Source organism: Pacificoceanicola algae (assembly GCF_049341065.1).
Lineage (GTDB): Bacteria > Pseudomonadota > Alphaproteobacteria > Rhodobacterales > Rhodobacteraceae > Pacificoceanicola.
This window is the reverse complement of the sequence record NZ_JBMPIX010000003.1, coordinates 274,091-298,773: the sequence shown is the minus strand read 5'-3', so window position 1 is coordinate 298,773 and position 24,683 is coordinate 274,091. Positions and strand designations below refer to the sequence as shown.

General features: G+C 60.7%; 21 protein-coding genes and 2 tRNA genes. 13 read left to right on the top strand and 10 right to left on the bottom strand.

Translation table 11 applies throughout. From position 1 onward, the window contains the following. The first annotated feature begins 125 nt into the window (after positions 1 to 125). On the top strand, positions 126 to 2,531 hold the full coding sequence (locus ACOYQJ_RS06370; RefSeq protein WP_422905166.1) for a GcvT family protein: 2,406 nt from the start codon (positions 126 to 128) through the stop codon (positions 2,529 to 2,531). Positions 2,532 to 2,645: 114 nt separating this feature from the next. After that, positions 2,646 to 3,248: a nucleotidyltransferase family protein gene (locus ACOYQJ_RS06365; RefSeq protein ID WP_422905165.1), complete on the top strand. Its 603-nt coding sequence runs from the start codon at positions 2,646 to 2,648 to the stop codon at positions 3,246 to 3,248. Positions 3,249 to 3,374: 126 nt separating this feature from the next. Here ACOYQJ_RS06365 and ACOYQJ_RS06360 read toward each other — a convergent pair whose 3' ends face one another. Together ACOYQJ_RS06360 and ACOYQJ_RS06355 are read right to left on the bottom strand one after the other, a co-directional pair. After that, a complete protein-coding gene (locus ACOYQJ_RS06360) occupies positions 3,375 to 8,000 on the bottom strand; it encodes an Ig-like domain-containing protein (RefSeq protein ID WP_422905164.1) in 4,626 nt (1,541 codons plus the stop codon). Between the two features lie 782 nt (positions 8,001 to 8,782). Then, positions 8,783 to 8,868 (bottom strand) — tRNA-Leu (locus tag ACOYQJ_RS06355). 99 nt (positions 8,869 to 8,967) lie between these two features. On the opposite strand from ACOYQJ_RS06355, the gene ACOYQJ_RS06350 reads away from it, so the two are divergent. From ACOYQJ_RS06350 to ACOYQJ_RS06340, 3 genes are read left to right on the top strand one after another with little or no spacing between them, the layout of a single operon-like run. Continuing rightward, on the top strand, positions 8,968 to 9,543 hold the full coding sequence (locus ACOYQJ_RS06350) for a YqaA family protein (RefSeq protein WP_500797224.1): 576 nt from the start codon (positions 8,968 to 8,970) through the stop codon (positions 9,541 to 9,543). After that, positions 9,540 to 9,998 (top strand): disulfide bond formation protein B, encoded by a 459-nt coding sequence (locus ACOYQJ_RS06345; protein WP_422905163.1) that lies wholly within the window; start codon positions 9,540 to 9,542, stop codon positions 9,996 to 9,998. The genes ACOYQJ_RS06350 and ACOYQJ_RS06345 overlap by 4 nt, the downstream gene beginning before the upstream one ends. Before the next feature lie 46 nt (positions 9,999 to 10,044). Then, on the top strand, positions 10,045 to 11,127 hold the full coding sequence (locus ACOYQJ_RS06340; protein ID WP_422905162.1) for an AbrB family transcriptional regulator: 1,083 nt from the start codon (positions 10,045 to 10,047) through the stop codon (positions 11,125 to 11,127). 25 nt (positions 11,128 to 11,152) lie between these two features. On the opposite strand, the gene ACOYQJ_RS06335 is transcribed toward ACOYQJ_RS06340, so the two are convergent. The 3 genes from ACOYQJ_RS06335 to ACOYQJ_RS06325 all read right to left on the bottom strand — a co-directional run bounded on the left by ACOYQJ_RS06335 (position 11,153) and on the right by ACOYQJ_RS06325 (position 14,372). Next, positions 11,153 to 12,979: an ABC-F family ATP-binding cassette domain-containing protein gene (locus ACOYQJ_RS06335; RefSeq protein WP_422905161.1), complete on the bottom strand. Its 1,827-nt coding sequence runs from the start codon at positions 12,977 to 12,979 to the stop codon at positions 11,153 to 11,155. Positions 12,980 to 13,110: 131 nt separating this feature from the next. Further along, complete coding sequence (locus ACOYQJ_RS06330) at positions 13,111 to 13,842, bottom strand: GNAT family N-acetyltransferase (protein WP_422905320.1); 732 nt, start codon at positions 13,840 to 13,842, stop codon at positions 13,111 to 13,113. A 68-nt stretch (positions 13,843 to 13,910) separates the two neighbouring features. After that, positions 13,911 to 14,372 carry an outer membrane protein assembly factor BamE gene (locus tag ACOYQJ_RS06325; RefSeq protein WP_422905160.1) on the bottom strand — a complete coding sequence of 154 codons (462 nt, stop codon included), beginning with the start codon at positions 14,370 to 14,372 and terminating at the stop codon, positions 13,911 to 13,913. 87 nt (positions 14,373 to 14,459) lie between these two features. On the opposite strand from ACOYQJ_RS06325, the gene ACOYQJ_RS06320 reads away from it, so the two are divergent. The 8 genes from ACOYQJ_RS06320 (at position 14,460) to ACOYQJ_RS06285 (ending at position 20,576) form a co-directional block, all read left to right on the top strand. Continuing rightward, a complete protein-coding gene (locus ACOYQJ_RS06320; protein WP_422905159.1) occupies positions 14,460 to 15,023 on the top strand; it encodes a YceD family protein in 564 nt (187 codons plus the stop codon). A 158-nt stretch (positions 15,024 to 15,181) separates the two neighbouring features. Next, positions 15,182 to 15,388, top strand: coding sequence for a 50S ribosomal protein L32 (gene rpmF / locus ACOYQJ_RS06315; protein ID WP_422905158.1), 207 nt, complete (start codon positions 15,182 to 15,184; stop codon positions 15,386 to 15,388). A gap of 25 nt (positions 15,389 to 15,413) precedes the next feature. Next, positions 15,414 to 16,526 carry a phosphate acyltransferase PlsX gene (plsX, locus tag ACOYQJ_RS06310; protein WP_422905157.1) on the top strand — a complete coding sequence of 371 codons (1,113 nt, stop codon included), beginning with the start codon at positions 15,414 to 15,416 and terminating at the stop codon, positions 16,524 to 16,526. After that, entirely contained in the window at positions 16,523 to 17,494 is a 972-nt protein-coding gene (locus tag ACOYQJ_RS06305) for a beta-ketoacyl-ACP synthase III (RefSeq protein WP_422905156.1), read from the top strand. Before plsX ends, ACOYQJ_RS06305 begins: the two co-directional genes overlap by 4 nt. A gap of 99 nt (positions 17,495 to 17,593) precedes the next feature. Continuing rightward, positions 17,594 to 17,896 carry an integration host factor subunit alpha gene (ihfA, locus tag ACOYQJ_RS06300; RefSeq protein WP_422905155.1) on the top strand — a complete coding sequence of 101 codons (303 nt, stop codon included), beginning with the start codon at positions 17,594 to 17,596 and terminating at the stop codon, positions 17,894 to 17,896. 10 nt (positions 17,897 to 17,906) lie between these two features. Beyond that, a complete protein-coding gene (locus tag ACOYQJ_RS06295; protein WP_422905154.1) occupies positions 17,907 to 19,133 on the top strand; it encodes a MerR family transcriptional regulator in 1,227 nt (408 codons plus the stop codon). 75 nt (positions 19,134 to 19,208) lie between these two features. Next, positions 19,209 to 19,285 (top strand) — tRNA-Pro (locus tag ACOYQJ_RS06290). Positions 19,286 to 19,487: 202 nt separating this feature from the next. Continuing rightward, positions 19,488 to 20,576 carry a 2'-deoxycytidine 5'-triphosphate deaminase gene (locus tag ACOYQJ_RS06285; protein WP_422905153.1) on the top strand — a complete coding sequence of 363 codons (1,089 nt, stop codon included), beginning with the start codon at positions 19,488 to 19,490 and terminating at the stop codon, positions 20,574 to 20,576. Between the two features lie 4 nt (positions 20,577 to 20,580). On the opposite strand, the gene ACOYQJ_RS06280 is transcribed toward ACOYQJ_RS06285, so the two are convergent. The 5 genes from ACOYQJ_RS06280 to ACOYQJ_RS06260 all read right to left on the bottom strand — a co-directional run bounded on the left by ACOYQJ_RS06280 (position 20,581) and on the right by ACOYQJ_RS06260 (position 24,662). Beyond that, positions 20,581 to 20,946, bottom strand: coding sequence for a hypothetical protein (locus tag ACOYQJ_RS06280; RefSeq protein ID WP_422905152.1), 366 nt, complete (start codon positions 20,944 to 20,946; stop codon positions 20,581 to 20,583). A gap of 223 nt (positions 20,947 to 21,169) precedes the next feature. Beyond that, on the bottom strand, positions 21,170 to 21,781 hold the full coding sequence (gene scpB, locus ACOYQJ_RS06275; protein ID WP_422905319.1) for an SMC-Scp complex subunit ScpB: 612 nt from the start codon (positions 21,779 to 21,781) through the stop codon (positions 21,170 to 21,172). Positions 21,782 to 21,857: 76 nt separating this feature from the next. Further along, positions 21,858 to 22,655, bottom strand: coding sequence for a segregation and condensation protein A (locus tag ACOYQJ_RS06270; RefSeq protein WP_422905151.1), 798 nt, complete (start codon positions 22,653 to 22,655; stop codon positions 21,858 to 21,860). Beyond that, entirely contained in the window at positions 22,648 to 23,658 is a 1,011-nt protein-coding gene (locus ACOYQJ_RS06265; RefSeq protein ID WP_422905150.1) for a glycoside hydrolase family 3 N-terminal domain-containing protein, read from the bottom strand. The genes ACOYQJ_RS06270 and ACOYQJ_RS06265 overlap by 8 nt, the downstream gene beginning before the upstream one ends. Continuing rightward, complete coding sequence (locus ACOYQJ_RS06260; protein ID WP_422905149.1) at positions 23,655 to 24,662, bottom strand: SPOR domain-containing protein; 1,008 nt, start codon at positions 24,660 to 24,662, stop codon at positions 23,655 to 23,657. The genes ACOYQJ_RS06265 and ACOYQJ_RS06260 overlap by 4 nt, the downstream gene beginning before the upstream one ends. Positions 24,663 to 24,683: the final 21 nt, after the last annotated feature.

Genomic DNA, 24,683 nt, shown 5'->3' with positions numbered 1-24,683 from the left:
CCGACATATCGCGTCGCCTTGGGCCAAGTGCTCTTGCTTCTTCTCTTTTCAAATACATCGAAAGGCGGGCACCCTCTCGCTGAGAAACTGCCCGCCCCGGTTGGGCAACCCGAGGAGAAAGCGCCATGAAAACCACCACCCGCGTTGTCGTTATCGGAGGCGGGGTCGTCGGCGCGTCCGTGCTGTATCACCTGACGAAACTGGGCTGGTCCGATGTTATGCTGGTGGAACGGTCCGAACTGACCTCGGGCAGCACATGGCACGCGGCGGGTGGGTTTCACACACTGAACGGTGACACCAACATGGCGGCGCTTCAAGGCTATACCATTCGCCTTTACCGCGAGCTTGAAGAGATCACCGGAATGAGCTGCGGCTTGCATCATGTTGGCGGCATTACCCTTGCCGACAATCAGGAACGGTTCGACATGCTCTTGGCCGAGCGCGCCAAGCACCGCTACATGGGACTTGAGACCGAGATCGTCGGGCCGGAGGAGATTGCCAAACTGGCGCCCATCGTGAACCTCGATGGCATTATCGGCGCGCTTTACGATCCTTTGGATGGGCACCTTGACCCCTCTGGCACAACCCACGCCTATGCCAAGGCCGCGCGCATGGGCGGGGCGGAAATCGTCACTCATTGCCACGTAAAGGAAACCACGCAACGTGCTGACGGCACTTGGGATGTTGTCACCGACAAAGGCACAATTCACACCGAACATGTGGTCAACGCGGGCGGCCTTTGGGCGCGCGAAGTCGGTGCCATGGCCGGGATCTATCTGCCGCTGCACCCGATGGAGCATCAATACATCGTCACCGACGACACGCCCGAGATTTACGAGCGCGACAGCGAGCATCCCCATGTCATGGACCCGGCAGGCGAAAGCTATCTGCGGCAGGAAGGGCGCGGGCTGTGCATTGGGTTCTATGAACAACCCTGCCGCCCTTGGGCGGTGGATGGCACGCCTTGGAGTTTTGGCCACGAACTCCTGCCAGATGACTTTGACAAGATCGAGGAAAGCATTGAATTTGCTTACAAACGCTTTCCCGTTCTGGAGCGCGCCGGGGTCAAGAGCGTGATCCATGGGCCGTTTACCTTTGCCCCTGACGGCAACCCCTTGGTCGGTCCGATCCCCGGCCTGCGCGGCTATTGGAGCGCTTGCGGCGTGATGGCGGGCTTTTCCCAAGGCGGCGGCGTCGGGCTGATGTTGGCTCAGTGGATGGTGTATGGTGAGTGCGAGCGCGACACCGCGGCGATGGACGTGGCCCGCTTTGGCGATTGGATCAGCCCGGGCTATACCCTACCGAAAGTCATTGAAAACTATCAGAAACGGTTTTCTGTCAGCTACCCGAACGAAGAACTGCCCGCCGCGCGACCCAATCGCACGACCCCGATGTACGATATCTTTGAAGGCATGGGCGCTGTCTGGGGGGCCCAATACGGGTTGGAGGTGGTGAACTATTTCGCCGCCGAGGGCGAGCCGCGCTATGAAACCCCGTCGTTCCGCCGCTCCAACGCCTTTGACGCCACCGCGCGCGAGGTGAAAGCCGTGCGCGAAGCCGTCGGAATCAATGAAGTTCACAACTTTGGAAAATACCGCGTGACCGGGCCGAAAGCGCGCGATTGGCTGGATCGGATCATGGCTGGGCGCATTCCGGTGCCCGGACGTTTGGCGCTGAACCCGATGCTGGCGCCGTCCGGGCGGATCATTGGCGATTTCACCGTGTCCTGTCTGGACGAACAGACTTTCCAGCTGACCGCAAGCTATGGCGCGCAGGCCTATCACATGCGCTGGTTCCTCTCACATCAGGAAGATGGCGTAACCATTGAGAATATCAGTGATAAACTGAACGGTTTCCAGCTCGCCGGACCAAATGCCAAAGCGGTTCTGTCCGCTTGTACCCGCGACAGTGTCGATCTGAACTTCATGGATATCCGCGCCATGACCATCGGCATGACCGACTGTCTTGTTCAGCGCGTCAGCTATACCGGCGATCTGGGCTATGAGATTTACTGCGATCCGATGGCGCAACGCCAGCTTTGGCAGGTGCTATGGCAGGCGGGCCAGACTTATGGCATGCAACCCTTTGGCATGCGCGCCATGATGAGCCTGCGTTTGGACAAGTTCTTTGGCTCTTGGGGGGCAGAATTCAGCCCGGATTACACCTGCGCTGAAACCGGGCTTGATCGTTTCATTGCCTGGAGCAAACCTGCGCAGTTCATTGGCCGCGCCGCCGCTGAGGCCGAACGCGCCTCTCCGCCCGAACGGGTCTCGGTCGCCTTTATGGTCGAGGCCGAGGACGCCGATGTGCAGGCCTACGAGCCAGTGTGGATCGGCGGAAAAGTGCTGGGGTTCTGCACCTCGGGCGGATATTCGCATCACGCCAAGGCGTCGATCGCATTGGCCCTGATCCCGCGCGATTTGGCAAAACCCGGACTTGAGGCTGAGATCGAAATCCTTGGAAAGCTTTGCAAAGCGCGGTTGCTGGACAGGGCACTGTTCGACGCGGATGGAACAAGGATGCGCGGGTAACCTCTTGTTTGCAAACGCAGCATTTAGGGCATAGCTATTGCCGTGACACAATTTGAGGCAGGTCTGACACAGGCGGACCTGCCAAATTGACGTAGGGTCTGCTATAAACACGACATGCAAAACATAGCCATCTTGATTCCTGCCGCTGGCGCAAGTTCGCGGATGAACGGGACAGACAAACTGCTTGAACAGGTCGACGGGATGCCGCTTTTGCGGCGCCAGGCGATGCAAGCGCTTGCCACCGGCTGCCATGTGGCTGTCACCCTGCCGGACTATGACCATCCGCGTGCCAATGGGCTGGCGGGATTACCGGTTCAGCTTGTCGCCATTCCAGACGCCAAGGAAGGCATGTCAGCCTCCTTGCGCCGCGGGGTTGGCCATCTTCCCAAAGGGATGCGGGCCGTCATGATCCTGCCCGCCGATATGCCGGACCTTTTGACCGAGGATTTAAGCAAGGTCATCAATAGCTTCCGATCCGTAACGCACCCAATGCTCCAACAGGCAACAACACTTGACGGCACGCCTGGCCATCCTGTCCTGTTCCCCGCCGACTGCTTTCCAGCGCTGAGCCGTTTGACCGGCGATCAGGGCGCTCGCGATATCCTGCAAGCCAACCAGCATCGCCTGATCCGCGTTCCATTGGACGGCAAGCGGGCGCTGACGGATCTCGACACGCCCGAGGCTTGGGAAGCCTGGCGGTCTGAAGCTGTGGCTTAAGATCCACTCACAACTCACTGACATATAATAAAAACGGGGCAGATCACTCTGCCCCGTTTTCGTTTCACGTTCCGATCCTGAAAGAGACCGGAACGCGCTGCATAAGTCGTTCTGGACCCGCAAGGATCACTTGGTCAGCAGATGCGCCTCGTGCTTTTTCAGCGAGCGGCGCGCCGCGCCATAGGCCTTGAGGCCCTCGGCATGCTCAAGCTCGGGGAAGAGCTCAAAGATTTCCTGACGCTGCGCGTTGCCGATGCCCTTGAGGGTGTAATCCCCGGGCTGGAAGCTTTCGGTCCATGCGCCGTTCGACAGGATCACCTCGTGCTGATCGAACATCACGTGGATGTAGGCGACGCCAAGGCTTTCGACCTCATCGACCCCGTCGAGACCGGTCAGGTGCTTGGCCGCGACCAGAACTTCACGCTCTTCAAAATAGAGGGCGGTCTTGTCGTTGGCCACCAGAACGCGGTGGTTCGGAGAGACGAGCATGTCATGCTCGGGCAGATTGTTCCCCAAAGCGCCCTTCTGGATCAGGATCGGGCGGAAGTGCGGCTTGCGCGCCAGGTCATGGCCCGTCAGATTCTTGCGACCGATCCACTTGATTGCCTGAATGCCGTTGTCGCGGGTGATGACCCGGTCGCCAACCTGCAGTTCTTCCACCAGACGTTCACCTTGCGGCGTTGCGATCAGCGTGCCGGGGGTGAAGCAGGGAACCACTTCTTCGATCTCGAAAAAGTCCATGGTGCCCGTGACATCGCCAGCGGCGTTCAGGTACTCGACCGTCCCGTCAATGCCGTTGCCGTTGCTGTCCGGCGACGTATCGACGATGCGCCAGTCCGTCCCACGCACACCGGCCCCGCTCAGGTCCAGAATGTCGTAGTCGTCCCCCGCGGCACCGCCATCGACGGTATCACCGATACCATCCGATGCGCTGTCGACAATGATCACGTCGCGGTCTGCACCGCCTTCGATGCTGTCGTCGCCAGCCCCGCCGTTCAGGGTATCTGCACCCTGCCCGCCAATCAGCGTGTCGTCGTCGTTGCCACCAAGGATAAGGTCTTCGTCGATGCCACCGTCAAGAAGGTCATTGCCAGAGCCGCCAAGCAGAGTGTCATCATCGTCACCACCAAGGATCGTGTCATTGCCGAGCGCGCCGATCAGGCTATCGCGGTCGTTTTCCGTGTTGACGTCGATATCGTCGGTCTGCTCCAGCGCCGTCGGGGCCGAACCGTCGATATAGTCGTCGTCCTGACCGCCATCGATGGTATCGGAGCCATGACCGCCCAGAAGCGAGTCGTTGCCGAGGTTGCCGGTGATGAAGTCATCGTCGATGCCGCCATCAATTGTGTCATCGCCCTGACCGCCGTCGATCGTGTCGTCGTCATCGCCGGTTTCGATGTAATCGTTGCCGGTATTGCCTTCGACATAGTCGCGGCCATCGTCGGTATTGGGATCCGAGGCGAACCCAAGCGTCGGGAAGAAGGGATCATCGCCTTCGTAGTTCGAGAAGGTGTCGACGCCCGCGATGATCGTGTCGTCGCCCGAACCGCCATAGATCGTGTCCGCGCCCTGCGGGTCGATCAGTGAATCGTTGCCGGCCCCGAGATAGACAAGGTCATCGTCGATGCCCGGATTGACAACATCGCTACCGCCACCAGCATTGATCGTATCGGCATCGTCACCGGTGTTGATCACATCGCTGCCGTTGGTGCCATCTACGCTGTCCAGATCGTCAGTAGGATCGGGGTCTTCGTCGAATCCGTCGAACGGGTCCTGCGATTGCAGCGTCGGATCTACCGGGAAGATATCGGTGTCGATCAGCGGTCCGGCGGGCGGCGGCGGCGGAGGCGCCGTCGTAACGGTGACAACGATTTCACCGGTATCGGTGCCGCCGTTGCCGTCATCGACTGTGTACGGGATTGTATCGTCGCCGGTAAAGCCCAGGTCAGGCGTGTAAGTAACCGTTCCATCGGGGTTCAGCGTGGCGTCGCCATTGGTCGGATCGCCGATTGATGTGACGGTCAGCGGATCGCCATCCGGGTCGGTGTCGTTGGCCGCAGGATCAGTGATCACAACGGGCGTGTCCTCGGGCGTCGTGGCAACGTCGTCAACTGCTGTCGGATCCTGGTTCGGCGCATCAGCAACGGTGATGGTCACTGTCGCGGTATCGCTTGCGCCCGAGGGGTCCTCGATGGCGTAGCCAATCACGGCATCGCCGGTAAAGCCAGCATCCGGGGTGAAGGTGATCGTGCCATCCGGATTGACCGTTGCGGTGCCATCGGTGGCAATGGCGGTGGTCACGGTGATCGGATCGCCATCCGGGTCGCTGTCGTTGGCCAGCACGTCAACGGTCACGGGTGTATCCGTTTCAGTGCTCGAGGTGTCGTCCTCAGCCACGGGCGCTGCATTGTCGTCTTCGCCCGGCTCCACAGTGACCGTAACCGTGGCCGTGTCCTCGCCGCCATTGCCGTCGGAAATGGTGTAATCGAACGTGTCGGTCCCGGTAAAGCCGGCGTCGGGTGTGTACGTCACCGTGCCATCCGCGTTGATCGCGACCGAGCCATTGGTCGGATCAGTAACCGAAGTCGTGCTAAGCGGATCGCTTTCCGGATCGGTATCGTTGCCCAGCACATCAATGACGACGGGCGTGTCGACAGCGGTCAACTCGTCATCGTCAACCGCGTCGGGATCGGTATTCAGCGCGGGATCGACAGTGACCGTAACGGTGGCCGTGTCCTCTCCGCCGTTGCCATCGTTGATGGTGTAGTCAAAGGTGTCGGTCCCGGTAAAGCCCGCGTCCGGCGTGTAGGTGATTGTCCCATCCGGGTTCACGGTCACGTCACCATTCAAAGGATCGGTCGCCGAGGCGGTGGTCAGCGGGTCGCTGTCCGGATCGCTGTCGTTGTCCTGAACGCTGATCGTGATCGGCGTATCGACATAGGTCGATTCAGCGTCGTCCGCGGCGACCGGATCTTCGTTGCGATCTTCGCTGACGGTAACGGTGACGGTGCCAACATCGCCCAGACCATCGGTATCGCGCACTTCATAAGTGAACTCATCGGTACCGATAAAGCCGGAGTTGGGCGTGTAGGTGACCGTGCCGTCGGGATTGACCACGGCGGTACCGTTCAGCGGATCGCCAACGGAAACGACGGTCAGATCTTCGGTCGGGTCTTCGGCGTCGATGTCGTTGAGGCTCGGGTCAAGGGTTACCGGAGTGTCAACGGTGGTGTCCTCGGTATCGTCGAAGGCAACCGGCGGCGTGTTCGAGCCATCGTTGACCACCACGGTCACAGTCGCGGTGTCTTCGCCGCCATTGCCGTCGCTGATGGTGTAATCAAAGGTGTCGGTGCCGACGAATCCTGTGTCCGGCGTATAGGTTACCGTACCATCGGCATTGATCACCACATCGCCGTTCAGCGGATCGGTGGCCAGGGTCGTGGTCAGCTCATCGCCTTCCGGATCGGTGTCATTGCCCTGCACGATGATTGTCACAGGCGTGTCGACCAAGGTCGCGCTGGAATCGTCCACCGCGTCAGGCGCCGTGTTTTCGCTCGGCGTCACAGTCACGATGATCTCGCCGGGGGCGCTGCCACCGTTGCCGTCTTCTGCAACGTAGGGGATCGTGTCTTCGCCGACAAAACCATCGTCAGGTGTGTACGTGACGGTGCCATCGGGGTTCAGTGTGGCCGAGCCATTGGTTGGTGTGCCGATGCTGCCCACGGTGACGGGGTCGCCATCCGGATCAGTGTCGTTGGCGGCTGGATCCGTGATCACGACCGGCGTGTCCACCGGCGTTTCAGCTGAGTCCGGCGTGGTGACCGGATCATCGTTCACAGGCTCGACCGTCACGGCGACTTCGCCGGTGGCCGAGTTTCCTGCCGGATCCTCGATCGTATAGGTGATCGTCGCCGGGCCGTTATAATCGGCGGGCGGCGTGTATGTCAGGGTGTTGTCTGGGTTCACCGTCACAGTGCCGGTGTCCACGGTCGCGCCGATCACGTTCAGCGGCTGGCCTTCGGGATCGCTGTCGTTGTCGAGAACGTCGATGATCACCGCGGTGTCTTCAAGCGTGCTGGCAAGATCGTCTTCGGCCACCGGAGGCAGGTCCTCACCGGTATCCACGGTCGAGAAGTGCACGTCGGAAATGGTCACGCCCTGCTGCGCAAGATCGCCATTTCCGTAAACAACTTCAATTGTGTGAACAGGCGCGTCGATGGTCACAAGAATCGATCCCGTGGCATCGGTAAAAGTACCCTCGGTCGTGCCGGTCGCGGTCTGGCCTGTCACCGAAACCGCGCTTTCCGGCGTCATGGTCACCGGCACAGGGTTGCCTTCGGCATCGTAGGCGTTGATCGTCACGATATCCTGAAACCCGTCCGCGGCAGCTTCGCCGAGATCGCCGTTCAGCGCCGACATATCGATGTCGTTGATGCGGAAGGTCACGCCCTGCACTTCGTCGGTGAAATTCGCGGTGTCCACAGCCGAAAAGGTCATGGTCGCGGTCGAGGTGCCCGGGGCACCATCGTTGTTCACATCGTCAAATAGCTTCAGGAAGGAATTCGGGCTCAGGTCTTCGCCGGCCCCGACATAGCCATCGGCATTGAAGGTGAACGCCGTGGCGTAGTCATCCTGAGCAGTAAAGGCGACATCCACCGCCACACCGCCAGTATCCACAGTCACGGTGTCGCCGTCGTTCAGATTGGTACCATAGGGGCCCAAATCCCCCCAGTTGAGAAACAGATCAGCCATATTTCGACCCTCGTCCTTTCCCGGGAGAACCCGGTTCGCAGTAGCAGCGACAATGCGCGCAGCACTGCCCGTTCTCTCAATTACTCGTCATGCCTGCGATTTGATGCGAAGTCGCGACTGCCTTTGCCCACGTCTTAGCGTGGACGAAGAATGCCCCAAAGCAGCACGGACGGATTCTCCGCCCTCGCGTCACCTCGCACCTTTGCAGGTGCATCACAGTTCAGCGGCCGCCCCCGTGGCCAACAGTCTTCACCCCCCAGTTGGGCTTGGGCCAATTAATACGCATCTGCCAAGAATGAACAAAGGGGAAAATCTGCCGCCTCGCGCCGACGAGCGGGGCGAAACGTCGGATTGTGGCAGAGTTTTCGTAAAATTTTCGCCAAACCCGGTTGGGATTGTTTCACCAAAACTTACCAATAATTTACGTTTTTCGGTCGATTTACCGTAAAATTTGTCGAATCTGCGGCGCAGTCCCGGATCAGAGAGGCGCGCGCGCAGGTCGCTTGTGTCGGGCTTGGCAACAATCGATTTGGCAATCGTTCCGACCGTTGGCCGCGAATTCGTTTGCCCAAATGTGGCGCCCTTTGGCCGCGACTTGGAACCAATGCGCAATCGTAGGTTGGATTGTTCTGAAAGAAAGCGCCTATAACGTCAAAGCCTGCCGAATCATCCGCGCAAATTCAGTCAGTTTCGCCACAATTCGAATTGTCAGGTCTGCGCGCGCGACTCGCAGAAAAACGCGGACCAAAGCCCGGCAAAAACGATCATGATTGGTGCGGAAATGGTGCCCAAGGTGGGATTCGAACCCACACACCCGCAAGGGCGGGGGATTTTGAATCCCCTGCGTCTACCGTTCCGCCACTTGGGCACGGGGTGTGGTTTAGCTCTCTGTCCGGCGATCGTAAAGGGGGATTGCGCATCATATGTCCGCATGGTTTCTGGCGCCGAAAACCAAGGAGTGGGCATATTGCGCGGGTTATACGATTGGACAATGGCCAAGGCCGAACATCCAAAGGCGATCTGGTTTCTGGCTCTTGTCGCCTTTATCGAATCCTCGGTCTTCCCGATTCCGCCCGATATCCTGATGATCCCCATGGTGCTGGCCGCGCCGCGCCGCGCCTGGCTGATTGCCGGAGTGGCCACCCTGTCCTCGGTGCTGGGCGGTCTGCTGGGCTATGCCATCGGAGCCTTCTTCTTTGAAAGCGTCGGTCAGCCGCTTCTGTCCGCCATGGGCAAGGCCGACGCGATGGCCGAGTTCAACGCCCGCTTCAACGGCGTTGGCTTCTGGGCGGTGCTGATCGCAGGCATCACGCCTTTTCCCTACAAGGTCATCACCATCATGTCGGGCTGGACCGCGATGCCGCTGGGCACGTTCATCGTGACCTCGATCATCGCGCGGTCCCTGCGATTTTTCATCGTCGCCGGTCTGTTGCGCACCTTTGGCGCACCAATTCGTGACTTTATCGAAAAGCGTTTGGGCCTTGTGTTCACCGCCTTCGTCGTGATCCTTTTGGCGGGCTTCTTGCTTGTGAGGTACCTATGAGCCGCAAACTTCTGGTTATTCTGGCCGCTGGCGGCTCGGCCGCATTGATGCTTGGGGCTTTGGGGTTCCAGTACATTGGCGAAATGCCGCCCTGCAAACTGTGCTACTGGCAGCGCTATGGCCATGTGCTTGCGATCCTCGTCGGCGCCGTGGCGCTCTGGCGACCCATTGCACCGCTGCTGTGGATCGGCGCGCTGGGGGCGTTCAGTTCCTCTGTGATCGGCCTTTATCACAGCGGAGTCGAACGCAAGTGGTGGGAAGGCCCCAACAGCTGCACCTCCGGGTCGATCGCCGGGCTGACGCCCGAAGAGCTGACTCAGAAGATCCTTGAGGCGCCCCTGATCCGCTGCGACGACATCCCATGGGAGATGTTCGGCCTGTCGATGGCCAATTATAATGTGCTGGTGTCGTTTGTTCTGGCCTTGATCTGGGTGGCGGCAGCGCGGCGGGCCTGACACGCGACCAATTGAACCATGCTCGGGACAGGCGTATGACATCAGCATGCATTTCCCCGAGGGCACGTCCCGCCTGATCCTGATCACGACTGTTTTGCTGGGCTTGGGCGCGGTTGGCGGCTGGCTGGCTTATCGCGGCGGCTTGCCCATGCCGTGGATGCTGGGCAGCCTCCTGGCTTCGGTCGCCCTGGTGACGCTGATCAAACCCGCACCGCTCGAAAGCTACCGATTCCCGCTGAAGTTCCGAACATTTTTCGTCAGCTTGATCGGCGTGATGATTGGCTCGCAAGTTAGCAGTGATTTTCTGCGCCTCGCCGCCGAACTGCCCATGACCATGAGCGCGCTGGCGCTGTTTGTGGTTCTTGCGCACAGCGGCAATGCGCTGATTTTTCGCCGCATTGGCGGGTACGACCGCGCCACGGCGTTTTATTCCGGCACCCCCGGCGGATTGATGGAAAGCATTCTACTGGGCGAGGCTTCGGGTGCGGACACGCGAATTCTGACCTCGCAACAGTTTCTGCGCATCATCTTTGTCATCACGCTCCTGCCTCTGGGCCTGTCGCTATGGCTGGGGCATCCGGTGGGCAGCGCCGCGGGGCTGACGCTGGGCGGTGCGGACACGACGCCGCTGACATTTGCCGCGCTGGGGACAATCATCCTGACGGGCGTGGCGGGCCTGAGCATCGCCAAGGTGATCCGCCTGCCCGCCGGGCAGATGACCGGCCCACTGCTGTTGACGGGCGCTGCATCAAGCGCCGGTCTGCTGGATATTCATGTGCCGTTCTGGATGATTTCCGGCGCGCAAGTGGTGATCGGGGTCAGCCTTGGCCTACGGTTTCAGGGCATGGACGCGAAACTGCTGCGCCGCTCGGCGTGGCTGAGCTTTCTGTCGGTCTGTTTCATGTTGCTGCTGGGCAGCGCCTTTGCGGTGCTGCTGCACTACGCCACCGATCTGGCCTTCTTGCATCTGTTCATCAGCTTCGCCCCGGGCGGCGTGACCGAAATGTCGGTGATTGCGCTCAGTCTGGCGGCCAACCCTGCGCTGGTCAGCCTGCACCACGTCGCGCGCATCTTGATGACCGTGATCGAACTGTCGTTGATGTCGAAATGGCTGGGACTGCGGGCCTGAAACCCAAAGCGCGCCCCGCCGGGTGTCAGCCCTCTTCGGCCCGTTCCGCCAGATCGAGCCAGTCTTCTTCGGCCTTGGCAAGCGCCTCCTGACGTTCCACCAAAGCTTCGGTCGCCTTCTGGAATTTGACCGGCTCGCGGGTGAACAACTCGGGGTCGGCCATGAACTCTTCAAGCTTGGCAATCTCGGCGGTCAAGCGATCGATCTGCCCCGGAAGCGCCTCCAGACGGTGCTTTTCGGTATAGCTGAGGCCGGATTTCTGCGCCGCAGGTTCACTCGGCTGACCGCCCCCTGCCCGCACTTTGTCCTTGGGTTTGTCGGGCGCCGCGGCGGGACGCGAAGCTTCGGCCTTTTGCGCCTGATAATCGCTCCAGCCACCGGCATAGACCGTGGCCCTGCCCTGCCCTTCCATTGCGATGGTCTGTGTCGCCACACGGTCAAGGAAATCGCGGTCGTGGCTGACCAGCAGCACGGTGCCGTCATAATCGTCGAGCAATTCCTGCAGCAGATCCAGCGTTTCGACGTCCAGATCGTTGGTCGGCTCGTCCAGAACCAGCAGGTTCGAATCCCGCGCCATGATCCGTGCCAGCAACAACCGCGCCTTTTCACCACCCGAGAGCGAGCGCACAGGCGCGCGCACCTGCCGTTCGTCAAACAGGAATTCCTTGAGATAGCCCACCACATGTTTCGGCTGGCCGCGTACCATGACCTGATCGGATTGCCCCGACACGCGCATGTCCTTGTCGCTGGTCAGGTTTTCCCAAAGCGATGCGTCAAGGTTCAGCTGCGCACGGGCCTGATCGAAGACCGCCGGAACCAGATTGGTGCCCAGCTTGACCGTGCCTTCGTCCGGTGTGATTTCCCCCATCAGGATGCGGATCAAGGTTGTCTTGCCCACGCCGTTCGGTCCGACAAAGGCCACCCGGTCGCCACGTTGCACGGTCAGGTCGAAATTTCGGATGATCTGCTTGTCGTCAAAGGCATGGCTGACGCCTTTGGCTTCGATCACCTTTTTGCCCGACTTCGGGCCGCTGGCGAAATCCATCGCCGCCTGCCCCTGCCTGCGGATCTGGTTCGCCCGGCCCTCGCGCATTTCCTGCAAGCGCCGCACCCGGCCCTGATTGCGGGTCCGGCGGGCGCTGATGCCCTCGACGGCCCAACGCGCCTCGGCCTTGATCTTGCGATCCAGCTTGTGGCGCTGGGTGTCTTCTTCGTCCCATGTCTTGTCGCGCCAGGCTTCGAACCCGGCAAAGCCCTTTTCCTGCCGACGCACCGCGCCGCGATCGATCCACAGCGTGGCGCGCGTCAACTCGGTCAGAAAGCGGCGGTCGTGGCTGATCAGGACAAAGGCACGGCGGGTGGCTTTGAGTTCGTCCTCCAGCCATTGGATCGCCTCGATGTCCAGATGGTTGGTCGGCTCGTCCAGCAGCATAAGGTCGGGTTCTTCGGCCATCAGCTTGGCCAGTGCCGCACGCCGCTTTTCGCCGCCTGACGCAGTGGCCACGGGGCGGTTCGGATCAAACTTCAGCCCCTCGCTGGCGCGCTCGACCCGGTACAGCTCTGACGCCTCAAGCTCCGAGGTCGCGAATTCTCCCAGTGTCTCGAAACCCGACAGATCGGGTTCCTGCTCCATATAGCCGACCGAGATTCCGGCAGGCACCACCCGGTCGCCGCGATCCGATTCGACCAGTCCGGCCATGACCTTCATCAAGGTCGACTTGCCCGACCCGTTGCGCCCCACCAAGGCGACGCGGTCACCCTGCTGAACGGTCAACGACAGATTGTCGAAAACGGGCTCCCCGCCAAAGGTGAGGGAAACATCGGTGAGCTGGAGAAGAGGTGCAATAGCCATGCCCGCCAGCTAGGCAAGAGCCGCATCAAGGTCAATCCCCGATCACATGCAACGCACCGCGATCCCCAGCCATATTCGCTGCGAAAAACACCTGTTGGATGGACCAGACTTCAATCCAGATGCGCGCGGGTTCAACCGGCGACGGCCCGCAACAGCTTTTTTCGCGCCGGCGGAATGGCGGCGATCTCGACCCCGGTAAAGACATGCAGGGTATTCATCTGGGCATCGACCACCGCGTGGTCCGACACCCATCCGCCCATCATCAGATAAGTTCGCAGCAAAGGTGGCATCCGCAACATAGCGGCCTGCGCATCCGGTTTGCGGCGCAAACGCTGGGCAAAGCGAAAGACCGTCGGCGCCTTGACCCGGGGCAGCCAGCGCGTCGGCGCCAGATGGCGGGCCTTGAGCATGGCAAAAGCGTCGTAATAATCGCGCGCGTCGGTGCCCGTGAACGACGTGCAGCCAAACATCAGTTCAACCCCGTTGGCGTCAATATAGAGGGCCATCATACCCCATGCGATGCGCAGAATATCCGGGTCGGTCCAATCGGGATGCAGGCAAAAGCGGCCCATCTCGACCATCGGCCCATCGAAGTCTTCGAGGCTGGACAGCTCATAATACTGCGCTGAATAGCTGCTTGAAATCTCGCGGCCGTGGGGGATGGGCAAGAACCGAAAGCAGCAGACAAGGGTGCCGCTGCCCACCTCTTCGACCAGAATATGTTCGCACAGGTCGTCGAAGTCGTCACAATCGCGCGCTTGTCCTCCATGAAAGGCCAGCCCGCGCAGATTTTGCGCGGCCCTCAGGTCCGCAGCGCTTTGTGCAATGCGGGCCCGGTATCGGCCTTTCGTCAATTGGATCATCTCGCACCCGGCACCATCACTGCGCCCCATGGAGGTGCCAAATTGCTGTGACGTCAAGATGACGATTCTCAGCCGCCCCCAAGACCGCTGAGATTGAGCGCACCAAGGTTGCCAAAGAGTTTGCGCACAAAACTGATGTCGCCATCGGTGGTTCTGGTGATGCGCCGCGTCAATGGAACCACGCGCCCGTCCTCAAGGCCATAGGTGGTGATGTTCTCGACCACGCCCGCCTGATCGAAGGTGATCTCGAGAATCGTGCGGTCCACGACCTCGGGGCGCTGCCAGGCAAAATGCTTCACCTGACTTGAAATGTAGTAATAACCGCTGTCATTGCGCACACCCGAGGTAGAGGGCACACCGATCAGATCCTCGACCGAGGCGCGCGTGTCCACACCGGGTACAATCTGTTGCAACTCATCTTCCGGGGGAACGAATCCATGTGTGCGGTATTGTGTCGAACAGGCCACCAAACCCAACAACGCCAGCGCCGCGACGCCCAATCGTACCTTTGACCCAATCCCGTTGCGCATGCCGCACCTCTTGCCTTGGCCGTAACAGCCTCGTATCCCGATTACAGAAGGACGCCTCTGCATTCAAGCCAAGGAAATCCCGACCTTATGTCCAAACCATCCCCCAAAAGCCGCCGTTTGCGCGTCTCCGAGCTGCGTTCGAACGGCGAGACCCCCTTTTTGCTTGAGCCTGACGCCGCCGAACGCGCCGCGCTTGCCAGCGAGATCGGCGCCGACAGCCTGCGCAAAATCCGGTTCGAAGGCAAGCTGACTCCCAAGGGGCGGCGCGGCTGGGACCTGCATGCAAAGCTGGGTGCGACCGCCATACAACCCTGTATCGTGACACTGGAGCCCGTGACGACGCGCATCGACACTGATGTGCATCGGCAGTTTGTACCCGAAGAGCAGATCCTCGAAGCCGACGAAAGCGGCGCCGAAACCGAGATGCCCGAGGATGACACGCTGGAGCCGCTTGGCGATGTCATCGACCTGACGGCAGTGATGACCGAGGCGTTGTCGCTGGCCCTGCCGACCTACCCGCGCAAAGATGATGCCGAACTGGGCGAAGCGCTATACACGCAGGATGGCGCAACACCATTGAAGGACGAAGATCTCAAACCCTTTGCCGGTCTCGCTGCACTGCGCGAAAAATTGCAGGACAAAGACGAATAAACAGCAGAATCGGCTTGCTCTTTTGACCTTTCTGCGTATTTTCGCGCCTTCATGAGAAACGAACACTTGTGTTGGCCCACAGCTTCGCCTTAAGAGGCCGGACACAATGCAAATCACCGGGCAGAGATCCTGCCCCGCTACGAGATAGAGGTTGAGACATGGCCGTCCAACAGAACAAGGTGTCTAAATCGCGCCGCAACAACCGCCGCGCCCACGACGCTCTGGTCGCAGCGAACCCGAACGAGTGCGACAACTGCGGTGAGCTGAAGCGTCCGCATCACGTCTGCCCCTCTTGCGGGCACTACGCCGAGCGCGAAATCGTCGCTATCGCCGACGAAATCGAGCTGGACGAAGACGCGGCATAAACTTTAACAACTCAGGCCCTCCTCAATGACCTCTTTGAAGGATCACAAGCAGGTGGGTGACGAACGAGTTGTAATTTCTGTCGACGCCATGGGCGGCGACCAGGGGCCGGCGACAGTAGTCGCCGGCATTTCTGCGTCTGCCAAGATCAACCCGCGGATCGATTTCCTCCTGCATGGCCCCAAGGACGAGCTTGAAAAGCTGGTCAGCAAGCGCCGCATACTTGATGGCCGTTGCGAGATTCGCGACGCCTCCGGTGTTGTCAGCATGGAGGACAAACCCAGTCAGGTGATGCGCAACGGCAAGGGCACCTCGATGTGGTCCGCGCTTGATTCGGTGCGCGATGGGGAAGCCAAGGTTGCTGTCAGCTGTGGCAACACTGGCGCGTTGATGGCCCTGTCGATGCTGCGTCTGCGCAAGCTGACCGGGGTGAACCGCCCTGCCATCGCGGTGCTTTGGCCCTCACGCAATCCGCAAGGGTTCAATGTCATGCTCGACGTTGGCGCCGATATTCGCGCCGATGCGCAGGACCTGCTGCAATATGCCCTCATGGGCGCCTCTTACGCGCGCAACGGCCTTGATCTGCCGCGCCCCCGCGTCGGCTTGCTGAATGTCGGCACCGAAGAGCACAAGGGCCGCGCCGAGCTGAAAGAAGCCTATGAGCTGATTGGCCGCCACACCGAAAAGGGCGTCTTTGACTTTGTCGGCTTTGTCGAAGGCGGCGATATTCCCGGCAATCGCTGTGATGTCATCGTGACCGACGGGTTCACCGGTAACGTCGCGCTGAAAACCGGCGAAGGCACGGCCAGCCTGATCGGCGATCTGCTGCGCGAAGCCTTTGCCTATTCGCCGCTGTCGCGCCTTGCGTCGCTGCTGGCGCTGACGTCGTTGCGGCGCCTGAAGAAACGCATCGACCCGCGCCGGGTCAATGGCGGCGTTTTTCTTGGCCTGAACGGCACCGTCGTCAAATCCCATGGCGGCGCCGATGCAACCGGCGTCTCGGCGGCGGTCAAGCTGGCTTTTGAACTGGCCGATTCTGGCTTTGGCGACCGATTGGCCGCACGGGTTGCCTCTGCCGCCGAGCTTGCGCAGGATGGGATCGAGGCAGACAACGGGCAAAAGGACACCAAACCATCATGACCACACGAGCCGTTGTCATCGGATCAGGCCACTACCTGCCCGAACGCGTTGTCGAAAATGCCGAGTTTGAAAAGTCGCTCGACACCTCTGACGAATGGATTCGTTCCCGCTCGGGCATTGAACGGCGCCATTTCGCCGCCGAGGGTCAAACCACATCCGATCTTGCCACCCGGGCCGCGCGGGCCGCTCTGGAAGACGCACGGATCGAGGCCAATGATGTGGACGCGATCATTCTTGCCACCTCCACCGCCGACATGACCTTCCCTTCGGCCGCCACCATGGTTCAGGCCGAACTGGGTATGACCCGCGGTTTTGCCTTTGATGTGCAGGCCGTCTGCGCGGGCTTCATCTATGCGCTGGCCAATGCCAATGCGCTGATCCTGTCCGGTCAGGCCAAGCGGGTGTTGGTCATCGGCGCCGAAACCTTCAGCCGGATCATGGACTGGACCGATCGCGGCACCTGCGTGCTGTTCGGCGACGGCGCAGGCGCGCTAATCCTTGAGGCGCAGGAAGGCGACGGCAGCAATGCCGATCGCGGCATCCTGTCGACAGATCTGCACAGCGACGGACGTTTCCGCGACATTCTGTATGTCGACGGCGGGGTCGCGACTCAGAACACCGGCTTCCTGCGCATGCAGGGCAAAGAGGTGTTCCGCCACGCGGTTGAAAAGCTGGCCGCCACGGCCACCACCGCACTGGACAAGATCAACATGCCCGCGTCCGAGATCGACTGGGTCGTGCCGCATCAAGCCAACATCCGCATCATCAAAGGCACCGCGAAAAAGCTGGGCCTGCCGATGGAAAACGTCATCGTCACCGTTCAGGATCATGGCAACACCTCGGCGGCATCGATTCCCCTGGCGCTGTCTGTCGGCAAGTCCCGTCAGCAGATTCGCGAAGGGGATGTGCTCGTTACCGAGGCAATTGGCGGCGGTCTGGCTTGGGGCGCCGTGGTTTTGCGCTGGTAACCGCCATTCGACACGTCTGAGAGGGCTTCGCCAAGTCATTGATATTGACTTGGCTTTTGCGCTGCGCCTATCCTGCCCCAAACCTTGGGAGGGACGAAGATGAGTGACAAGACACTGACCCGGATGGATCTGAGCGAAGCCGTGTTTCAAGAAGTGGGACTCTCGCGGAACGAGAGTTCGGAACTTGTTGAATCGGTCCTGCAACTGATGTCCGATGCGCTGGTTGACGGCGAACAGGTCAAGATCTCTTCTTTCGGAACCTTTTCGGTCCGCGAAAAGGCTGCCCGCGTGGGCCGCAACCCCAAGACGGGTGAAGAAGTGCCGATTCAGCCGCGCCGCGTGCTGACCTTCCGACCGTCGCACCTGATGAAAGAACAGGTCGCCGCTGGCAACAAACGCTGAGGACTGACTTATGGCGAAATCCCGCGACGCCTTCCGGACCATCTCGGAAGTGGCGGATTGGCTGGAGACGCCAGCCCATGTTCTGCGCTTTTGGGAAAGCAAATTCACCCAGGTCAAACCGGTCAAACGCGCCGGCGGACGGCGCTATTATCGCCCCGCTGACATGGTACTTCTGGGCGGCATCAAAAAGCTGTTGCACGATGATGGAATGACCATCAAGGGCGTGCAAAAAGTCCTTCGGGAACAAGGCGTTCGTCACGTTTCTTCACTCTCCACGCATCACGTCGAGGGCGAGGACGACAGCCCAGACATCATCGAGGACGCCCCCTATATCGAGGTGGATATGGACGCGCCGACCGATACGGTCGTTGCCTTCAACCGCGAACCTGTCGGGAACCTTTTCCCGCCAGAAGATGACGGCACCACATTCCCTGCCGATCCCGAAGATACGCATGCCCAGGACGTGCAGGTATCGGAACTGGCCGACGACACCGCGGTGCCTGAAGCCGAGCCTGAAAGTGTCGAACCTGTCGAAAGCTTCACGGCAAATGAGCCCCCGTCCGCGACTGACGAGACACCGATTGAAGTAGCGCCCGAACCCTTTGGCACAGCTGAGGACGAACCGCAGCAAGAGACGGAGGATGCCCCCCTTTCTTCGCTACCGGAAGTTGAAGTCTCCGAGGTCGAAGACGCGGTCGACATGCCCGTTGCGCAATTCGATCCGGAACCGGAGTCTGAACCGACCCCGACGGTGGATAACGCCGAACCCTATGAAAATGACAGAGAGCCTGTCCCGCACACTGCCCCTGATCCGCTGCAAATGCCTGTTGACGAATCTGCAGAAGATACTGAGCAGGCAGAAGAAATTTATGCGAGAGCGCCTTCGGATGTTGAGCCGGTTCCATCCTTCGCATCTGCGTCACATCACGCCGAATCTCTGACCGAGCCCGACCCGCTTGATCGCGACGCCCCGGTCGAAGACTCTGCCGCGTCGGAAGCGGCTGACGAGCAGGTTCATCAGGACCAACCCGGCATCACGACGCGCCCGCTGGATTTGCCCGACTTCACCCAAAACGCATTTCCAGACGTCCCCGACAGCATCCCTGCCCCCCCCCAACCCGGGCCCCTGAGCCACCTTGCGCAGCTGGAATCCCTGTCTGACGCGCAGGTTCTGGCGCTCACGGCGCAACTTCCGGCTCTACGCGCCTTGAACGCAAAGTTGACACATCCAATCTAATCTTTAAGGGGTGAAAGTTTTTCCAGATCGGGGGTTGCTCCTGCCCGGAAAAACAGTATGACACACCTCATTAGTCGGGCTATGGCGCAGCCTGGTAGCGCGTCCGTCTGGGGGACGGAAGGTCGCAGGTTCGAGTCCTGCTAGCCCGACCAATAACTCTGACCCATTTGGGTCTTTCCCCGAGAAATGAATATTCTCCGCGAAACGTCTACGACGTTTCTGCCGCGGCTTGCGCAAGCGACTCGCCAGTTATCGAAAAACCCGATCTTGACGAGGTTTCCGTCCTTTTTCGCTCCAATCCGCAGCAAAGGCTTGCTAATGAAGCGGGCAAGCGACGAAAAAGGGGACCCTCGCATGACCGGAGTTCTGGCCAGCCAGCAGATCGAAGCATTGATCGACCGCGGCGCGCTTGGCGCTGAAGAGGCGTTTCTGGAAGGCCAGGTACAACCGGCCAGCCTTGATTTGCGCCTTGGCCGGGTGGCCTATCGGGTGCGGGCCTCTTTTCTTGCGGGCCACGGTCGCAGCGTGGCCGCCCGGGTCGATGAATTCGAAATGCACCGGATTGATCTCAGCGACGGCGCAGTGCTGGAAAAGGGCTGCGTCTATGTCGTTCCCTTGATGGAGCGGCTTGCCCTGCCCGACGACATTCAGGCAATCGCCAATGCCAAAAGCTCAACCGGGCGGCTCGATCTGTTGACGCGGGTCATCACCGATGGCGGCACCGAGTTTGACCGCATCGCACCGGGGTATACCGGCCCGCTTTATGCCGAGATTTGTCCGCGCTCGTTTTCGGTGCTGGTTCGACCGGGAATGCGTTTGAACCAGATCCGCTTTCGTGATGGACGCGCGGTTCTGTCGGACGCGGAACTGACCGAGCTGCACGAAAGCGAAACTTTGGTCAGCGGTGGCCCTGCGGTCATCGGCGAAGGGCTTGGCTTTTCGGTCGATCTGAAACCCTCGGGCGGCGAGCTGGTTGGCTTTCGTGCCAAGCCGCACACCGGTGTGATCGATCTGGACCGGATCGGCCACTATGACCCGGCCGAGTTCTGGGATCCGCTTTATGCCGGAAACGGCCAACTGGTGCTGGACCCCGGGGCCTTTTACATCCTTGTCAGCCGCGAAGCCGTGCATATCCCGCCGGGTTATGCCGCCGAGATGGCCCCCTATCTGGCGATGGTTGGCGAGTTTCGCGTGCATTACGCAGGCTTTTTCGATCCCGGATTTGGTCATGAACATGCTGGCGGCACCGGCGCGCGCGGCGTGCTTGAAGTGCGCTGCCACGAAGCGCCCTTTGTTCTGGAGCATGGGCAGATCGTCGGTCGGCTGGTCTATGAGCGCATGTCACAAGTGCCCCAGCAGCTTTATGGCGCGGGGATTTCTTCAAACTATCAAGGTCAAGGCCTGAAACTCTCGAAACATTTCGCGGCGTCCAAAGGACTGTAATCTTTCAAAGATTACCCATGCGTCGCGCCATTCGGGCTGCACGACGTGCCTTGCGAACGCTTTTCTGCGCGGCCTTGGCCTGCCGCTGAGCGCCCTCGCCGCCGATAGCGCCAGCCGCACGGTTCAGCCCCGCATCGACGCTTTTGTTGACCAATCGTCCAATCACGCGGCGAAGGATCATTTCAACCAATCTGCCAATATCCATCTTGTCCTGCCTGTTTTGCCTGACATCAAGATGACAGCCAATTGTGCCGGATTTCGGGCTATTCACGCACGATTTCGTGCTTTTACGACAAAAAGTGACCAACCAAGCGCGTCCCATCCGCCCAAAATAACGCGATCCCGGCCCGCCTATCTCGCCGACCTGCATGCATCTTGACGACCAGTTCGCGGAGCCGCAAGCGCAGTAGATGCCCGCCAATATCGCTCTGCAGGATAGGCGAAAACAGCATAGTGGTCAGTGACATTTCACCGATAAAAATGTTTGGCCCCCAACAAGAAGCTGTATCGACCCAGTGAAAACCTCCTCAAGCTACAAGGCAGAACGCAGCGATGAGTATGACAACGGTTTTGGTGCAATCTTTGGAGTTTGATTAATCTTCGAAAAGCTCGCTCTGGCCTTCGTCGGTCTCTTCTTCGATATCCAGATCACCTTCGCCCGGTTGCGGGGATCCGCTGGGCAAGGGGCGGCTTTCAAGCAGTCCAGCGGCGCGCAGTTCGGCCAAACCGGGCAGATCGCGCGCCGATTCCAGACCGAAGTGGTCAAGGAAGTTTTGCGTGACAACAAACGTCACTGGACGCCCCGGTGTCATCCGCCGACGACCAAAGCGAATCCATTCCATTTCAAGCAGTTGGTCCACGGTTCCCCGGCTGACGCTGACACCGCGGATTTCTTCGATTTCGGCGCGGGTGACCGGTTGGTGATAGGCCACGATAGCCAGCGTTTCGATCGCCGCCCGGGACAGTTTGCGCTGCTCGACGGTTTCGCGCTGCATCAGAAACCCCAGATCGCCCGCCGTGCGGATTGCCCAGGCATCGCCGATCTTGACCACATGCACGCCGCGCCCCTCATAGCGTTTACGAAGGTAGACAAGGGCCTCGGCGGCGTCGCAGCCATGCGGCATCCGGTCATTCAATTCCTTAACGGTGACAGGTTCGGCGGTGGCGAAAAGGATCGCTTCGACCATGCGTTCCTGCTCGCCCATGGGGGGCGCGGCGAAGAGGGTGTCGCGCACCGGAGCGGACGCGTCGCCCCCGCTCTCGGGGCTCTCAAGCGGCTGTTCAGTCACGCGGCTTCTCCCGTCGGCGCATCTGGATGGGGGCAAAGTTTTCGGATTGTTTCAGCTCCGCCTGCCCCTCTTTAACCAGTTGCAGCGAGGCCGCAAAGGTCGCCGCCGTGGCCGAGCGCCAGCGCACCGGGTCGCCGTCCCAGCCATCGGGCAGATAGCTTTGGATATCAGTCCATTGTCCGGCAAATCCAATCATGCCGCGCAGCCGGTCCAGCGCCTCTTCCATGGTATACACGTTGTTGCGGTCCATCACGAAGGGACGGAATTCATCGCGGGTGCGGATGCGCGCATAGCCCTGCATCAGGTCGATCAGCGTTGCGGTGTAATGGACCTTGCGCACACGCTCCATCTTTTCCGGCAGGCCGCGGGCAAAGAAATCCTTGCCCAACTGGTCACGCGCCATCAGTTGCGCCGCCGCCTGCCGCATCGCCTGAAGCCGCTCAAGCTGAAAGGCCAGATGTGCCGCCAGTTCTTCGCCCGATGGCCCGTCCTCGGTCGGATCCGGCGGCAGCAGCAGACGGGATTTCAGGAACGCCAGCCACGCGGCCATCACCAGATAATCCGCCGCCAGTTCGATGCGCAGTTCCTTGGCCTTTTCCACGAAGGTCAGATATTGCCGCGACAGATCAAGAATGGAGATCTTGCGCAGATCGACCTTTTGCACCCGCGCCATGTTGAGCAGCAGATCAAGCGGACCTTCGAAGCCGTCCACATCAACAACCAGCGCCTCGGCGGCGAGGCGCGCTTCTACGGTCTGGGATTGGTCAAACAGGTCTTGGCTGTCAGTCATGAATGGGATGCTCAAGGCTTAGGGCCTCAAACTCGGCTTCCAGCCCGGATATGTCAACAGCAGCAGGGGTTTTCCGCGCGGCAAGCGCCCGCTCTGCGCGGATTTGGGAGGCATCTGACAGCGGGTCGAGGACATCCATCAGCGCCTGCATTTCCGCCAGATCGCCGTTACAATGCAAAACCGCATCGCAGCCTGCCTGCAGCGCCGCCGCGCCACGTTCCGGAACCGTACCGGACAGGGCCTGCATCGAGATGTCATCGGTCATCAGAAAGCCGTCAAAGCCGATCTGGCTGCGGATCAGATCAATCATCACTGGCGAGATGGTCGAAGGACGCGGATCTATCGCCTCGAATACCAGATGGCAGGTCATGCCTAGTGGCATGTCCGCGAAAGCGGCAAAGGCGGCGAAATCGACCGCGTCCAACTCGGCGCGCGGGGCACTGACGCGGGGCAGTTCAAGGTGGCTGTCGAGTGTGCCAAGCCCATGGCCCGGCATATGTTTGATGACCGGCAGAACCCCCATGTCGAGATGAGCCTGCGCCACGGCGCGGCCAAGTCGCGTGACCTGTTCGACGGTGTCCCCCAGCAACCGGTTGCGCAGCACCGCATGGGTGTTTGGGCGTGCAACGTCCAGCGCCGGAGAGCAATTGCCGTCGATGCCAAGGCCGAGAAGTTCGGCGCTGATGATCTGGTACCGCAGGCGCATCGCGCGCGCCGCCTGCGCCCCAAACCGAGCCACATCGTCCAGAGGCGGCAGCCAGTTGCGCACCAAAGGCGCGCGCATCCGCTGCACCCTGCCGCCTTCTTGATCGATGAAGATCGGGATGTTCCAGCCCACCGATGCCCGCAGGTCCGACGTCAGGGCCCGGATTTGCTCTGCGGTCTCCAGATTGCGCGCAAACAGGATGAAGCCAAAGGGATTAGCCTTTGCAAAGAAACGCTTTTCCTCGTCGCGTAGCTGCGTTCCCGCACAGCCAAGGATCGCTGCGCCAAGTCGTGTCACCGGGTGACCACGGGGATGCAATCGACATTTTGCGCCACAAAGGCCGCGCAAAAACGGCGTGCATCCGACAGGTCTTCGAAACCGTGGGCGCGCAGCCGGTAGAAGGTGCGCCCGCCCGAGCTTGCCTTTTGGATGACGCGATCCTTGCCCTCAAGGTAATCGCCAAAGCGCCCTTCCAGACGTTTCCATTCCGCGCGGGCGGTTTCGGGGCTGTCAAAGGCGCCGATCTGCACAAGCCGGGTGCCATTTGGCAGCGAGGCCGCGTCGATCTCATTGGCATCGGCCTGCGCGACGGCGGCGGCGATCTGATCGGGTGCAACCGAGGTCAAAGAGGCGGTCTTGATCCCTCCGGGACGCAGATGCGGGCGCAAGGAACGGGCAAGTCCCGGTCCGGGCTTTGGCGCCTCGACGGCAGTGGCTTCTTCGGGTGGCGGGGCGGGCGCGATTTCGGTGTCCAGCGCAGCCTGCTCAGCTTCTGGCACCTCAGTCGGAGCAAGCTCGCTTAGCGGGGTGGAGCCAGCGGCAAGTTGATTGGCCAGCGCCTGGATCGGATCGTCGGGAGCAATCGGTTCGGACATGGCTGGCGCAGACAGATCGGGTGCGGGTTGCGCGGCTACAGGGCGCGGCGCGCTTTGCCGGGGTCGGATTGAGGCCAAAAGCCCCTGCGCCACGTCATCTTCGCTGAGCCCGGCAGGGCGCGGAGCCAGAACCAGACGATCGGCGGGCGGCGCGGCTGTGCCGCTGCCTGCCACGCGGTTCACGGCCAACCCCTGATGATCCGCCAGTGTGCCACCGGGGTTTTCCGGCGCCTCGCGCATCGGCGCGGCGGTCGCGCGCACCACCGGAATGCCCGAGACGTCGCGCGCCAGAACCTTGTAGCCCCAGACACCGACGCCGACGACCAAAGCCAAAGACACGGCCGCCCCCGCCCAATTCGCCAAGGACGCCATATCGCGCGGCTCGGGTGCCACAGTACGGGCACCGTGATAGGTGTAATCGGTCATTTTGCCTCGTCTCGTTCAGGC

Coding starts and splice junctions, on each gene's coding strand:
- ACOYQJ_RS06370 (WP_422905166.1), top strand. CDS start 126: ATGAAAACCACCACCCGCGTTGTCGTTATCGGAGGCGGGGTCGTCGGC.
- ACOYQJ_RS06365 (WP_422905165.1), top strand. CDS start 2,646: ATGCAAAACATAGCCATCTTGATTCCTGCCGCTGGCGCAAGTTCGCGG.
- ACOYQJ_RS06360 (WP_422905164.1), bottom strand. CDS start 8,000: ATGGCTGATCTGTTTCTCAACTGGGGGGATTTGGGCCCCTATGGTACC.
- ACOYQJ_RS06345 (WP_422905163.1), top strand. CDS start 9,540: ATGAGCCGCAAACTTCTGGTTATTCTGGCCGCTGGCGGCTCGGCCGCA.
- ACOYQJ_RS06340 (WP_422905162.1), top strand. CDS start 10,045: ATGCATTTCCCCGAGGGCACGTCCCGCCTGATCCTGATCACGACTGTT.
- ACOYQJ_RS06335 (WP_422905161.1), bottom strand. CDS start 12,979: ATGGCTATTGCACCTCTTCTCCAGCTCACCGATGTTTCCCTCACCTTT.
- ACOYQJ_RS06330 (WP_422905320.1), bottom strand. CDS start 13,842: ATGATCCAATTGACGAAAGGCCGATACCGGGCCCGCATTGCACAAAGC.
- ACOYQJ_RS06325 (WP_422905160.1), bottom strand. CDS start 14,372: ATGCGCAACGGGATTGGGTCAAAGGTACGATTGGGCGTCGCGGCGCTG.
- ACOYQJ_RS06320 (WP_422905159.1), top strand. CDS start 14,460: ATGTCCAAACCATCCCCCAAAAGCCGCCGTTTGCGCGTCTCCGAGCTG.
- rpmF (WP_422905158.1), top strand. CDS start 15,182: ATGGCCGTCCAACAGAACAAGGTGTCTAAATCGCGCCGCAACAACCGC.
- plsX (WP_422905157.1), top strand. CDS start 15,414: ATGACCTCTTTGAAGGATCACAAGCAGGTGGGTGACGAACGAGTTGTA.
- ACOYQJ_RS06305 (WP_422905156.1), top strand. CDS start 16,523: ATGACCACACGAGCCGTTGTCATCGGATCAGGCCACTACCTGCCCGAA.
- ihfA (WP_422905155.1), top strand. CDS start 17,594: ATGAGTGACAAGACACTGACCCGGATGGATCTGAGCGAAGCCGTGTTT.
- ACOYQJ_RS06295 (WP_422905154.1), top strand. CDS start 17,907: ATGGCGAAATCCCGCGACGCCTTCCGGACCATCTCGGAAGTGGCGGAT.
- ACOYQJ_RS06285 (WP_422905153.1), top strand. CDS start 19,488: ATGACCGGAGTTCTGGCCAGCCAGCAGATCGAAGCATTGATCGACCGC.
- ACOYQJ_RS06280 (WP_422905152.1), bottom strand. CDS start 20,946: ATGCAGGTCGGCGAGATAGGCGGGCCGGGATCGCGTTATTTTGGGCGG.
- scpB (WP_422905319.1), bottom strand. CDS start 21,781: ATGGGCGAGCAGGAACGCATGGTCGAAGCGATCCTTTTCGCCACCGCC.
- ACOYQJ_RS06270 (WP_422905151.1), bottom strand. CDS start 22,655: ATGACTGACAGCCAAGACCTGTTTGACCAATCCCAGACCGTAGAAGCG.
- ACOYQJ_RS06260 (WP_422905149.1), bottom strand. CDS start 24,662: ATGACCGATTACACCTATCACGGTGCCCGTACTGTGGCACCCGAGCCG.